This is a genomic window from Sphingobium phenoxybenzoativorans, assembly GCF_018286635.1.
Lineage (GTDB): Bacteria > Pseudomonadota > Alphaproteobacteria > Sphingomonadales > Sphingomonadaceae > Sphingobium > Sphingobium phenoxybenzoativorans.
Map to the genome: position 1 here is coordinate 1,979,267 of NZ_CP073910.1, position 13,139 is coordinate 1,992,405.

The following is a 13,139-nucleotide window of genomic DNA, read 5'->3' on the forward strand; positions in this document are numbered from 1 at the left end:
GGTTCAGGCTCCCACCACGGCGAAGGGACGGATTTCGGCAATGTGCTTGTGCAAATGAGCCTCCTTGCCCTCGGCGCGCTCGGCCCAGGGATCGACTTGCAGGAACGTCTGGGCGAACAGGAAGCGCGAGCGCAGTGCCTCGCGCCCCACCGCGTCCTCGACAATGCGCTGCTTCACATAGTCCAGCCCGACCCGTTCCACCCAGGGGGCGGTGCGATCGAGATAGCGGGCTTCTTCGCGGTAGAGCTGGATGAAGGCAGCGCAGTAATCCATCGCCTCCTGCTCGGTCGTAACCTTGCACAGCAGATCTGTGCCGCGCAGGTGGATGCCGCCATTGCCGCCGATGTGCAGTTCATAGCCCGAATCGACGCAGATTACGCCGAAGTCCTTGATCGTGGCCTCTGCGCAGTTCCTCGGGCAGCCCGAAACCGCGATCTTGAACTTGTGCGGCATCCACGAACCCCAGGTCATCTGTTCCAGCTTGATGCCAAGGCCGGTGGAATCCTGGGTGCCAAAGCGGCACCATTCCGATCCCACACAGGTCTTCACCGTGCGCAGCGCCTTGCCATAGGCGTGGCCCGAGACCATCCCGGCCGCGTTCAGGTCCGCCCAGATCGCGGGCAAGTCTTCGCCCTTTATGCCAAACAGGTCGAGCCGCTGGCCGCCGGTGACCTTGACCATCCTTGCCCCGAACTTGTCGGCGGCATCGGCGATGGCGCGCAGTTCATCGGGCGTGGTGACGCCGCCCCACATGCGCGGCACGACCGAGAAGGTGCCGTCCTTCTGGATGTTGGCATGCATGCGTTCGTTGACGAAGCGGCTCTGCGGGTCTTCCTCGTGCTCCGCCGGCCACTGGCTCAGCAGATAGTAGTTGAGGGCAGGGCGGCAGGACGAACAGCCATCGGGCGTCGACCACGACATTTCCTGCATGACCTGCGGGATCGATTTCAGCTCCATATCGCGGATGTGCTGGCGCACGTCCTCGTGGGTGAAGCTGGTGCACTTGCACATCGGCTTGTTCTGGCGTTCGCCGGAAAAACCATCACCCAGCGTCAGCGCCAGCAGGTTTTCGACAAGACCGGTGCATTGGCCGCAGCTCGCCGAGGCCTTGCATCCCGCCCGCACCGCGTCGAGATCCTGAGCGCCACCATTGATGCAGGCGACGACCTTGCCTTTGGAAACGCCGTTGCAGCCGCAGATTTCGGCTTCGTCCGAAAGCGATGCAACGGCGTCAAGAGGGTTTGCGGAGGCACCTCCGCCCGAGGCGAAAGCCTGCCCGAAGATCAGCGCATCGCGGACCCCGGCAATGTCTTCCTCGCGCTTCAGCAGGTCGAAATACCACGAACCATCGGCGGTATCGCCATAGAGCACCGCGCCGATGACCTTGTCGTCCTTGACGATCACCCGCTTGTAGACGCCGCGCGTCGCATCGCGCAGCACGATGTCCTCGCAGCCTTCTCCGCCCGCGAAATCGCCGGCGGAGAACACATCGATGCCAGATACTTTGAGCTTGGTTGAAGTGACCGATCCGCGATAGGGATTGGGGGTTTCCAGCAGGCCATCGGCCAGGCTGCGGCACATGTCCCACAGCGGCGCGACCAGGCCATAGACCATGCCGTCATGCTCGACGCATTCGCCGACCGAGAGCACATCGGGATCGGAAGTGACCATGTGGTCGTCAACCAGAATGCCGCGATTGACCTCAAGTCCGGCCTCGCGTGCCAGCGCGGTCGCGGGGCGGATACCGACCGCCATGACTACGATCGAACAAGGGATTTCGCGCCCGTCCTTCAGACGCACACCCTCGACCTTGCCATTGCCATAGATTTCGCCGGTATCGGCGTGGGTCAGGATGGTCTGGCCGCGCCGCTCCAGTTCGCTCTTGAGCAGGTAGCCCGCCGCTTCATCCAGCTGGCGCTCCATCAGTGTTGGCATCAGGTGGATCACGGTCACCTTCATGCCGCGCAAGGCCAGACCATGCGCCGCTTCGAGGCCAAGCAAGCCGCCGCCGATCACCACGGCATCGCCGCCGCCCGCTTTTTCAGCAGCTTTGGCGGCATCGAGCATCCGGTCGACGTCATCCAGATCGCGGAAGGTGACCACGCCGGGCAGGTCCTTGCCCGGCACGGGGATGATGAACGGATCGGACCCCGTAGCGATCAGCAGCTTGTCATAGCTGACTTGCTTGCCCGACTTCGCGGTCACCACCTTGGCCGCGCGGTCAATCGCAGTCACCGGATCGCCGCTGACCAATTCGATGCCGTAGCACATTGGGAAGCTGCCTCTCGAAGGCAGCGCTCGCCTTGATGGAGACAAGGGCGCGTAGCGCCCGCAGGCTTCATCAAGGCGGTCATGACCGGTCATCAGGTCTCTAAAGTGAAGTTGTCGACTCAACACTTTGGAGGCAGACCGACCATGACCAAGCTCAGTTCTACACCCGCCGATGCCGTGCTGGTAGCCATCGATATGTCCAAGCACCGCCAGGAGGTCCTCATCGAACGCCCGGAGGGCGGGCGGCGACGGCGTATGACAGTGATGGCGACGAAGACCGATTACGACCGCCTTGCGTCCGTTCTGGCTGATATTGGCAGACCGATTGTCGTCGGCTTCGAGGCGACCGGTAACTATCACCGCACCTTGGCGCACCGCTTGCTCACAGCAGGTTTCGAGCTGCGCCTGATCTCGTCCGTAGCCTTGGCCCGGACCCGAGAGGCTCTACATAATGGCTGGGACAAGAACGACTCCAAGGACGCGCAGGTGATCCTGCATATGCTGCGGATTGGCGCCACCCAGCGCTACGTCGATCCGCTTGCCGCCGGGATTAACGATCTGCAGGAGATGTCGAAGACACACGAGGCCATCTCCAAAGCCAAGACCCAGACCTGGCACCGGATCCTGACCCATTACCTGCCGCTCTACTTCCCAGAGATCGAGCGCTTCGCCGGCAACAGCAGGTCTGATTGGTTTCTTGCCTTGCTCGAGCGGTTTCCGACGCCCGGGAGCATGACAGCGCTTGGCCAGGAAGCATTCACGCGCGAGGCGTGGTCACTGGTCGGTCGCAAGGTCTCCAAGGCTCGATTAATCAACGATATTTACGAGACCGCCTGCGCATCCGTCGCACTGCCGGTCGATGAGGATTCTGTGGCGATTGCCATGTTTCGCATGGTCATCGCGCAAGCGCGCAGTCTGATCCGCCAACGTGACGAGATCGAGCGAGCCGCCCATGCCATGCTCAGCGAGAACCGTGACTACCAGCTGCTTCGTATGATCCCTGGCATCGGCCCGATCAACGCGCTGACCATCCTCGCCGAGGCCGGGGACCTTCGACGGTTTGCCCACCATCGCCAGTTCCTCAAGTTCTGCGGGCTCGATCTGGCCACCTGCCAGTCCGGCACATTCCGCGGTCGGACCAAGCTTTCCAAGTATGGTAATGCTCGGTTGCGCCGCACTTTCTGGATGGCCGCACAAGTCGCCGCTCGCCAACGCGACAACAGCTTTCGCGATAAGCTGGGCCGATACATGGAAGGACACGCCAACGACCCCGATCGCCGCCGCAAGGCAATGACTGCACTCACCGCCAAGATGGCGCGCGTCGCGCACGCCGTCATCAAGACGGGAACCGAGTACCGCCCGTTCCTCGAACGGGCGGACACCAGATGGAAGGACCCCTCTCTGCTGTGCCGTGAGGGCGCAACTGCGACCCTGTAGATAATGTTCGGGCCTTCCATCTGGCATCCGCATCTCATTTTAAGGACGGTTAGGACCACGACCGATGCGGCCGCTGGATCCTGTGTTTGCTATGGCCGAGAGCGCATTCCTTGACGATGGAAGCCATCTGGATCAAAAAGACATTTGCGCCGGTCATGATCGGCGCAACGAGACCTGCTGGCCTTGTCCCACAGCTGCTTCCCGACCTAGGACGTTGTCGGCATACCAGGCGGCATCGTTGATGACGATGTCTTCAAATGCCTTTTCGCCTGCCAGCACTGGCGACAGCATGATGCGGTTGTAGTTCACCCGCGGTTCGGCGCCGAAGATGGTGATGGCATGGGCATCGGGCGCACGGGAGAGAATTTCCTCCACCGCGCGGCACCCAGCCATGCCGTTGCCGATGACGACGAGTTTCTGTTTCGATGACATCAGATGCGTACTCCCTGGATGGCGGCACCCCAGGTCGTGCGCCAGCGCTTTTTGACCGAGGTGAGGCCGGCAAGCGCGATCAGCGCCAGCGCGGCAAAGATGAGGAAACCGGACGAGGCGCTGCCTGTCCACTGCTTGGCAAGGCCGAGCGAGGAGGCGAGGTAGAACCCGCCAAGGCCGCCGCCAAAGCCGACGAGGCCGGTCATGATGCCGACCTGATGGCGAAAGCGCTGCGGCACCAGCTGAAACACCGCGCCGTTGCCGATGCCCAGCGTCGCCATCACCGCAAAGAACAGCGGGAACATCGCGGCAAAAGCGATTGGCGCAAAAGCGATGCCAACCAGCAATACGGAAGCGACCATGTAAACAATCGAAAGCGTGCGGATGCCACCGATGCGATCCGCCAGCGCGCCGCCGAACGGGCGCACCAGCGATCCGGCGAAAACGCAGGCCGCCGTCGCATAACCGGCCTGGATCGGGCTCATCGCCAGTTCGCCGGTGAACCACAGCGGCAGCGACCCGCCAAGGCCGACGAAACCGCCGAAGGTAACGCCGTAGAACAGCATGAACCACCATGCATCGCCTTCGCGCAGCATCCCGAAATAGCTGGCGACATATTCGCCCATCGACTTCGCCGGTGGCTGGTCCGGGCTGTCCTTGACCAGCACCATGTAGGCGATGAAGACGATGACCAGAGGAATGAGCGCGAGGCCCAGCACGTTGTTCCAGCCGAAGGCTTTGGCCAGCAGCGGTGCGAACAGCGCGGCGAACACCGTGCCCGAATTGCCCATGCCGGCGATACCCATGGCCTTGCCCTGATGCTCTGGCGGATACCAGCGTGAGGCGAGCGGCAAGGCGACGGCAAAGGCTGCGCCAGCGAAACCGAGCACCACGCCCACCGCAATCGTGCCATTCAGGCTGTTCACCCCGAAGAACCATGCCGCGAACAGCCCGGCGATTACCACGACCTGCCCGATTGCGCCGGTCACCTTCTGGCCGATGCGATCGACAAGGAAGCCGTTGACGAGGCGCAGCACTGCGCCCGCGAGTGTCGGCACCGCGACCATGAAACCCTTTTCGGCGGGGGTCAGGATCAGTTCCTTGGCGATGATCGGTGCCAAGGGGCCGAGCATGTTCCACACCATGAAGGCGATATCGAAATAGAGGAACGCCATGATCAGCGTCGGCCGATGGCCGGATTCCCAGAATGATTTCCCGCTCATGCGGCGCAGTTCCTTTCAGGAGCGATTAGGGCTTGACGAAGGGGCTTGCCCGAATGTCCTCTCGTGCGTGTGCGAGTACGCGCACAAGGGAAGGATCGGGATTGATGATACCGGAGGGACGACTGCTGGTGGCCGGGGGCCATTCGTCCCAGACGGGCGCAAGGCCTGAAAATCAGGATTTTGTCGGCATCTACACCGCCAGTGAACTGGAACGGATGCGCCGCGGCATGATCGCCGTGGTGGCCGATGGCGTGGGGGGCGGCATCGGCGGCGACCATCGGGGCGGCCGGATCGCCGCCGAACTGGCCGTGCGCGAAGCGATCGACGGGTTCTATTGCCAGCCGGATACCATCGGCGTCGCCGCTGCCGTCCAGCGAGTGATGGCACCCTTCAACCGCTGGCTCTGTGCCATGGGCCGCAGCGATACGATGGCCCATGCGGCAACCACGTTCACCGCCTGTGTGCTCAAGGGACGTAAGGGGCATGTCCTGCACGTCGGTGACAGCCGCGCATGGCATTTCCGCGACGGCCGGCTGACCCTGCTGACCGAGGATCACACCCGTTCGCATCCAGACCAGCGCCACATCCTTTACCGCGCGCTCGGTATCGAGGAGCGGCTGCGGCTCGATCACCACGAGATCGCCCTGGCCGAACATGATCGCATCCTGCTGACCAGCGACGGCGTGCATGGGACGCTTTCCGCCAGGCGCATCGAGAAACTGCTTGGCGCGCGCAATTCTGCCGAAGCGGATGCCATGGCCATCGTCGATGCGGCGCTTGCCGGGGGAAGCCAGGACAATGCGAGCGCTGTCGTTCTCGATGTCGTGTCGTTGCCGGGCGTCGGCCATGACAGCGTGGCCGGAGACATCGACAAGCTGCCCATCCTGCCGCCGCCCGAAACAGGGGGCAGCGTGGATGGCTTCAAGCTTGACCGGCTGCTGTCCGATGGACGCTACACCCGCCTGTTTCGTGCTGTTGATTCGGTGAGCGGACAGGTGGTTGTCGTCAAGTTCCCCAAGCCGGCCCTGCTGTCCGAAGGTGGCGCAAAACTGGCGTTCATGCGCGAAATTCTGGTCGGCAGCCGGATATCCAGCCCCTTCGTGGGGGGCGCGATCCCCGTGCCGCAGGACCGGCAGAGCCAGCTTTACGGCGTCCAGCCCTATTATGAAGGGCAAACATTGGAGCAGCGTCTGGGCAGCCAGGTCAGTCTGGAAGAGGGGCTGGCCATCGCCGTCCGCCTGACCCGCGCGGTTGCGGCCCTGCACAAGCTCGATATCATTCATCGCGACATCAAACCCGATAACGTCATCTTGACCCAGGATGGCGGACTGAAGCTGGTGGATCTGGGCGTCGCGCGGCTGCCCCGGATCGACGAATTCGCAGAGAACGAGATACCCGGAACGCCCAGTTATCTCGCTCCCGAGATGTTCACCGGCAATCGCGGCGATCAGCAGACAGATATGTTCGCGCTGGGGGTCACGCTGTGGCGCCTGTTCGCGGGCCGCTACCCCTACGGCGAGATCGAGCCGTTCACCCGCCCGCGTTTTCGCAAGCCCGATATGCCCAGCGTCCACCGCACGCAGCTTCCGGCCTGGCTCGACGCGGTGCTGATGCGATCGGTCTCTATCGAGCCGGAGGAACGCTATGGCGACGCTATCGAACTGCTGCGTGCTCTCGAGGGCGGCGCGGCTGTGGCAAGGGTCAAACAGAATTTCGTGCCCTTGATCGAGCGCAATCCCGCGCGCTTCTGGCAGATGGTTTCGTTGATGCTGCTGGCGGCGTTGATCGCGGCCCTGGCGATGCGGTAACGCGGCGCAAGGTAACCAAAGGATCGCGGCAACGCGAACCTCGTGCTTCTCTTGTCCAGACGCGTTTTCCAGCACTCAAGCCCACTCCCGGTTTCCCTGGCGAAACGCAAAAATCCGCGCGGCCCGGGAATCGCGTTCCCAGGCTGCGCGGCTTCGTTGCCTCGCCAGAATCTGCAATGTCCCTCGCGCCAGAATGGACGCGGCGGGTGTAACCAATGAGAGCGCCGTTGCTCTCAAGCTTGGCGCAACTGTCCAAATTGCACGCAGATTTCAAGTGAAATATTGCATTGCACAATTATTGGGCGCTTGCAGTAGTCGCTGCCCAATTTACAGGCAGCCATTCAGTTGTCGCAACTGGTCTCGATCATTTTTCCGACGCTTGGGTTGAATCGAGATAGTCCCGAAGCCGGTTCGGATCGAACAGTCTGCCATCAAAAAAGCGGTCGGCGCCAAGGATGAGCCGCCCCTGGGTTGTTCCAACCGCCATGGTTCCGGCGATTGCGCCTTCAAGCTTGGCACCAGCTCCCGGAAGTGCGGCATCGACAACGCGTAAAGCCCGCCGGTAGACATCGGGCCTGAAGACTCGTTGGGCGCTTTCGTAGGCTTCGGCATTTGGCTGGGCATGGCCGGCCAAACACATCTGCGCATAGAGCCAGGCAGCCTGGCTGGACCAGGGGAAATTGGCCGCCTCGCGGTGCTGGAACATGAAGTCCGGAACATGAACCGGCTCGCATCCTTTGGCGAAGAGTATCCTGTCGGTCATGGCTCGCCGAATTGCATCGGCTGCCGCACCGATATAATTTTCCCGGGCAAGAATGCCGACGATTTCGTCGGTTCGCTCATGATCGATAAAGGCAATTCCAGCACGATAAAGGGCGCGAACAAGCTGGTCAGTGATCTGCGGATTTTCGCTCATACGCTGTGTTGGCATGGCCAGCACCTTTTCAACGCCGCGACGCCAGATTTGCGATGTCATGACCGCGATTGTGCCGTGCCCGCGATCGACCGCAACACTGTTCCAAGGCTCTCCGACGCATATCCCGTCTACTTCACCCTGCCCAAGTGCGTCAGCGGCGAAAGGAGGAGATACGACGGTGATCTTAACGTCCCGGTCCGGGTCAATGCCGCAGCCTCGCAGCCAGTAGCGGAGCATGTAGTTGTGGCTGGAATGGCGATGCACCACGCCAAAGCGAAGGTGCGAACCCTGGTCTCGTCGTTCACGCGCGACTTCAGCCAGCTTCTTGCCGATCGCGGCCGCATCGCCGGGCTTGCCGGGATGAGTGATGCGATCAGCGATTTCAGGTCGCACTGTCACGGCATTTCCGTTCAGGCCGAGCACGAAGGGCACCGACAAAGGAGTAGCCGGGCGCCCGACACCGAGGGTGACGGCAATTGCCAGGGGAGCAATCAAATGCGCTGCGTCGGTATGCCCATAGACCAGCCTGTCGCAAACTGCCGCCCAACTGACATCCCGTACCAATTCGATATCGAGCCGTTCATCCTCCGCATAACCAAGTTCGCGGGCAAGGATCGGCAAGGCTGCATCGACCAGCGGAAGAAATCCGATTCGCAGTTTGTGAGCTATCAGTCCTCCTCCAACCCGGATGCGCCCGTAGGCCGGCCACGCTTGAAACCGGATTTACCAGCAGCAGGTCTATGACCAAAGCCGGAGCAGATGACAACAATTGCCAAATCGGCACCGAAACCTGGGCCAGCTGATGCCGGAGGCGACTGTCGCAAGCGAAATCCGCTGCTATACCTCTATCATTATCCCGACTGCCTCATCCGCGACAATGTGTTTTCAGGATGTCCTGCACGGCAATTGGATTCTTCACTCTTTTCCCCTATGCGAGCTGCGAAAGCGATTCTGTGGCTTTCATTGATCGCGCCGGTGCCCCCGAAAGGGGCTTAATCGGGAATGCGGTGCGGAAGCTTGCTTCCAAATCCGCGGCTGTCCCTGCAACTGTAAGCGGATAGCGCGATGCACATCGCTCCTCTTTGTAGGGGCAGCCACTGGGCCGGACGCTAAATCATGCGAGGCCTGGGAAGGCGTGCATCAAGCTTTGACCCGTGAGCCAGGAGACCTGCCGGCGTGTGGTCGCTCTTGCCTGGTCCAGGGGATGGCTGCGGCACGGTGAACTCCGTCTGAGCGACGAACGAGCGGCTGGGGCCGCATCGGAGACGTGCGTCGGCAGCCCGTGGCGTCCGGCCGCCGCGCGTGTCGCCCGTTCGCGCGGGTTTGCCCCGGCCACGTCGCAAGACGCCGGGGGACTATTTGTGATCAAGACCATCATGACCAGCGCGCTCGCGCTGACCTTTACCGCCATGCCTTGCTATGCCGAAACGGCAGCTTCCGAAGCCGATGCCGGTGAAATCGCCGATGAGGCCAGTAGCGAAATCGTAGTTTTTGGGCGCGGAGAAACCAAAATCGGTACGGCCCAGGCCGCAAGCGAGGGCAGCGTTAGCGGCGCCGATCTGCTGGTACGCCCTTTGCTGCGCGTGGCCGAACTGCTGGAAGCGGTTCCAGGCATGGTCGCGGCCCAGCATTCGGGCAGCGGTAAGGCGAACCAATATTTCCTGCGTGGTTTCAACCTCGACCATGGCTCGGATTTCACTACCTATATCGATGGGGTGCAGATGAACTTTCGCACCCATGGGCATGGCCATGGCTATCTCGATCTCAACGGTCTTATTCCTGAGATCGTCGCGCGCGAGGATTTCCGCAAGGGTCCATATCGCGCGGACGGCGGCGATTTCGCGCTGGCCGGCGCGGCCTATATGACCACGATTGACGGCTATGACCGGCCCTGGGTATCGGCCGAGGGCGGCTCCTACGGCTGGCGCCGCGCTGCGGCAGGCGGGACATTGCATGATCTGGGGGCGGGCGATCTTACGCTGGTCGCCCAGGCAAAAACCTACGACGGGCCGTGGCAGGAACCAGAGCGCCTGCGCCACTATTCGGGCTTTGCCAAATACCACTTGCCGATGGGCGCGGGTACGATCGAGGCGTCGCTTCACGGTTACCGGGCGACATGGCGGCCGACCGAGCAGATCCCTGAGCGGATCGTGGGAACTGCATTGTGCGCCGATGTATTTTGCTCGCCCGATCCCTCCGCACGGGGGGAGACAACGCGCCTGATCGGCAATGTTGCGGTCAAACAACCCACCTGGCACGCCAATGCCTATGCCCAATTTTACGACTGGTCGATGTTCTCCAACCCCACGTATACCGACCCGGATGGCACAGGTGCGCAGATCGATCAGTTTGATCGGCGCTGGGTGATGGGGCTGAACGCCCAAAAGCAATGGGACGTCAGTCCAGCGCTGACGCTGACCGTCGGGACCGAGAACCGCTATGACGCCATCGGCAATGTCGGCGTTGACAGGACGAGCAACCGCGCATTTCTGGCCTCGCTTGGGCACTACCGGGTCAAGGAGCTGTCATCCGCGCTTTATGGCGAGGCCAGTTGGAAGCCGTTGGCAGGGCTGCGGGTGATAACGGGCCTGCGCGGCGACCATTATCGCTACTCGGTTCGCGCGCGCGATGCCGTTGCCGCCGGGTTGGGCGAGGGCCGAGGCTCTGCCTCCCTGGTCTCACCCAAGGCGTCTTTCGCTTATGAGATCACGCCGCATCTGGAAGCCTATGCCAATTGGGGGCGCGGTTTTCATTCCAACGATGTGCGTGGCGCGGTGAATGTCGATACGCCGGTCCCGGTGCTGGTGCGCGGCACGGGCAAGGAATTGGGCGCGCGCGTGCAATTCAAGGGTGTCACGCTGACCACGACCTATTGGTGGCTGGATGTTGACAGTGAGTTGCGCTTCGTCGGGGATTCCAATGCTGTCGAGCCTTCCGGTGCCAGTCGGCGGCGCGGTTACGAGATTGTCGCATTCTGGCGACCGTTCCCCTGGCTGGCACTCGACGGGAATTACACCGCGAGCTACGCCCGCTATGAAAATGGCGATCATATTCCCAATGCCTTCGAGAACGCGGCATCGGCAGGTGCATCGCTGATTCTCGATCCTTGGGTCGCGAGCCTTCGGATGCGCCACCTCGGACCGTCTCCGCTGGTTGAGGATAATAGCCTGCGCGATCCGGGCAGCACTGTCGTCAACGCCCGGGCCGCATGGAAGGGAAAAAGGGTCGAGATCTACGGTGAGATGCTGAATCTTCTGGGGAGCCGCGAAAAGGACATTGCCTACTTCTACGAGTCCTACTTGCCCGCCTATGACCTCGGCGGCCCGGTGGAGGGACGGCTCAGCCGCGTGGTGGAGCCGCGAACCGTAAGAATTGGCGCGAAGGTAACTTTCTAGCCGCTCTTACTCTGCGCGGCGCTGAATCCGGCGCCGCGCTTCCTGTGTCCCCAAGCATCAGCCGAGATCGCCATGACCCAGATTGTAACACCGCCCGTCCTGTCGTTGCGCCGCCGGATCGGCATATTGTTCGCCGGTTTGATCGCGGCAAATATCGCCGTCTGGGTCTGGGCATTCAGCCTGTTCCATACGCAGCCATTGATGCTGGGCACCGCCTTGCTTGCCTGGGGACTGGGTCTGCGCCATGCGGTCGACGCCGATCATATTGCCGCCATCGACAATGTGACCCGCAAGCTGATGCAGGACGGGAAGCGGCCCATCGCCGTGGGATTCTGGTTTGCAATCGGGCATTCCGGAATCATTGCCATAGCATCGATCATCATTGCGGTGACGACCAGTGCACTGTCAGGGTTTGGCGCCTTCAAGGAAATCGGCGGCGTGGTTGCAACCGTGATTTCCGCGATTTTCCTGTTCACGATCGCCGGCATGAACCTTGTTATCTTGCGCTCCGTCTGGCGGACTTTTGCCCATGTTCGCGCGGGCGGCCACTATGTTGACGACGATCTTGATCTGCTATTGGGTGGGCGCGGGCTGCTCTCCAGGCTATTCAGGCCGATGTTCCGCCTGGTGAACAAGAGCTGGCATATGGCCCCGCTGGGTTTTCTGTTCGGGCTTGGGTTCGATACCGCAACCGAAGTCGCCATTCTGGGCATGTCGGCCAGTCAGGCTGCCGATGGCCTGTCGATCGGCACGATTCTGGTCCTGCCCGCCCTGTTCGCCGTCGGCATGGCCTTGATCGATACGGTGGACGGCGTGGTGATGCTGGGCGCTTATGAATGGGCCTTCGTGAAGCCGATCCGCAAGCTCTATTACAATATCACCATCACCCTGATCTCGGCCATCGTGGCGATTGTCATTGGCGGAATCGAAACGCTGGCCCTGATCGGTGACAAGCTGGGCCTTGAGGGTGCGCCATGGCGGGTCGCCGTTGAACTGGGCGAAAATTTCAATGGCCTGGGCTTCGCCATCATCGGACTTTTCGTGTTCTGTTGGCTGGCGAGTTTCGCGATCTACCGCTGGAAGCGTTTCGATGAAATCGAGGTCTCGGTCGTTGCCTGACCGGTCCCGTGTCGATCGTTGTGTCTTGCTCCGGCACGACGACAAGTCCTGCACCGTCTCAATCGATCTTGATGTCCGTATGCCGCTCGGACTTCGTGTGCATCGCGGTGAGCGTGACGCCGCGATCCGGATGCTGATGGCGCGTTCGACCGGAACATTCGTAAAATCCAGCCGAAGCTGTGTCTTTGAGCCAGACTCGATACAGTCTGCGGAGGATCTCGTCGATGCCATACGGAAACGGCTTTTCGGGATAGCGTGCAAGCCTGTCAGCCAACGGCAGGTCGAGGATATTCTCGGTATCACGTCCCGCGAGCGGATACGGTGGGGCAAGGACGGCCGCCTGCCCCGATCGGGGACGTGCCGGATCAGAAAAGGCGCAACAGAGATATCGCTCTGGACCTATCCCTGCGATGCGATCGAACGGCTGGCCGCCAACCTAGGCGAGATACAGGGGTGGCGCGAAGCAGATAGTGTGACAACAGCAATTGGCTTGGCTTCCATCTTCGTCTAGGGCGATCATCGAAGGACTGGTTGATTC

Annotated in this window: 7 protein-coding genes, 2 pseudogenes and 1 riboswitch; of the genes and pseudogenes, 5 read left to right on the forward strand and 4 right to left on the reverse strand. The window is 61.7% G+C overall.

What is annotated here, in order from left to right; genetic code table 11:
• Positions 1 to 3 precede the first annotated feature (3 nt).
• Positions 4 to 2,478, reverse strand: a complete 2,475-nt coding sequence (gene nirB, locus KFK14_RS09635; RefSeq protein ID WP_246524981.1) for a nitrite reductase large subunit NirB — start codon at positions 2,476 to 2,478, stop codon at positions 4 to 6.
• Between nirB and KFK14_RS09640 the strand changes: the two are divergent.
• Positions 2,416 to 3,712 (forward strand): annotated as a pseudogene (locus tag KFK14_RS09640) (IS110 family RNA-guided transposase). The gene nirB and the pseudogene KFK14_RS09640 sit on opposite strands and share 63 nt — an antisense overlap.
• Before the next feature lie 209 nt (positions 3,713 to 3,921).
• Here KFK14_RS09640 and KFK14_RS09645 read toward each other — a convergent pair.
• A pseudogene (locus KFK14_RS09645) lies at positions 3,922 to 4,140 on the reverse strand (FAD-dependent oxidoreductase); the annotation flags it as partial.
• The gene (locus KFK14_RS09650) at positions 4,140 to 5,363 is read right to left on the reverse strand and encodes an MFS transporter (protein WP_066764424.1); all 1,224 of its coding nucleotides are present in this window, start codon (positions 5,361 to 5,363) and stop codon (positions 4,140 to 4,142) included. The gene KFK14_RS09650 and the pseudogene KFK14_RS09645, both read right to left, overlap by 1 nt.
• A 104-nt stretch (positions 5,364 to 5,467) precedes the next feature.
• Here KFK14_RS09650 and KFK14_RS09655 point away from each other — a divergent pair, with 104 nt between their 5' ends.
• The gene (locus KFK14_RS09655) at positions 5,468 to 7,171 is read left to right on the forward strand and encodes a bifunctional protein-serine/threonine kinase/phosphatase (protein ID WP_066764426.1); all 1,704 of its coding nucleotides are present in this window, start codon (positions 5,468 to 5,470) and stop codon (positions 7,169 to 7,171) included.
• 364 nt (positions 7,172 to 7,535) lie between these two features.
• Here the strand turns inward: KFK14_RS09655 and KFK14_RS09660 are convergent, their stop codons facing one another.
• Positions 7,536 to 8,810 carry an ABC transporter substrate-binding protein gene (locus KFK14_RS09660; RefSeq protein ID WP_331711429.1) on the reverse strand — a complete coding sequence of 425 codons (1,275 nt, stop codon included), beginning with the start codon at positions 8,808 to 8,810 and terminating at the stop codon, positions 7,536 to 7,538.
• Between the two features lie 233 nt (positions 8,811 to 9,043).
• Positions 9,044 to 9,277: riboswitch (cobalamin riboswitch) on the forward strand.
• A 219-nt stretch (positions 9,278 to 9,496) separates the two neighbouring features.
• Here KFK14_RS09660 and KFK14_RS09665 point away from each other — a divergent pair.
• The 3 genes from KFK14_RS09665 to KFK14_RS09675 all read left to right on the forward strand — a co-directional run bounded on the left by KFK14_RS09665 (position 9,497) and on the right by KFK14_RS09675 (position 13,112).
• Positions 9,497 to 11,482 carry a TonB-dependent receptor gene (locus KFK14_RS09665; RefSeq protein WP_425516684.1) on the forward strand — a complete coding sequence of 662 codons (1,986 nt, stop codon included), beginning with the start codon at positions 9,497 to 9,499 and terminating at the stop codon, positions 11,480 to 11,482.
• Between the two features lie 72 nt (positions 11,483 to 11,554).
• Positions 11,555 to 12,601, forward strand: a complete 1,047-nt coding sequence (locus KFK14_RS09670) for a HoxN/HupN/NixA family nickel/cobalt transporter (RefSeq protein WP_066764432.1) — start codon at positions 11,555 to 11,557, stop codon at positions 12,599 to 12,601.
• Positions 12,573 to 13,112: a hypothetical protein gene (locus KFK14_RS09675; protein WP_212610681.1), complete on the forward strand. Its 540-nt coding sequence runs from the start codon at positions 12,573 to 12,575 to the stop codon at positions 13,110 to 13,112. Before KFK14_RS09670 ends, KFK14_RS09675 begins: the two co-directional genes overlap by 29 nt.
• The last annotated feature ends 27 nt before the right edge of the window (positions 13,113 to 13,139 follow it).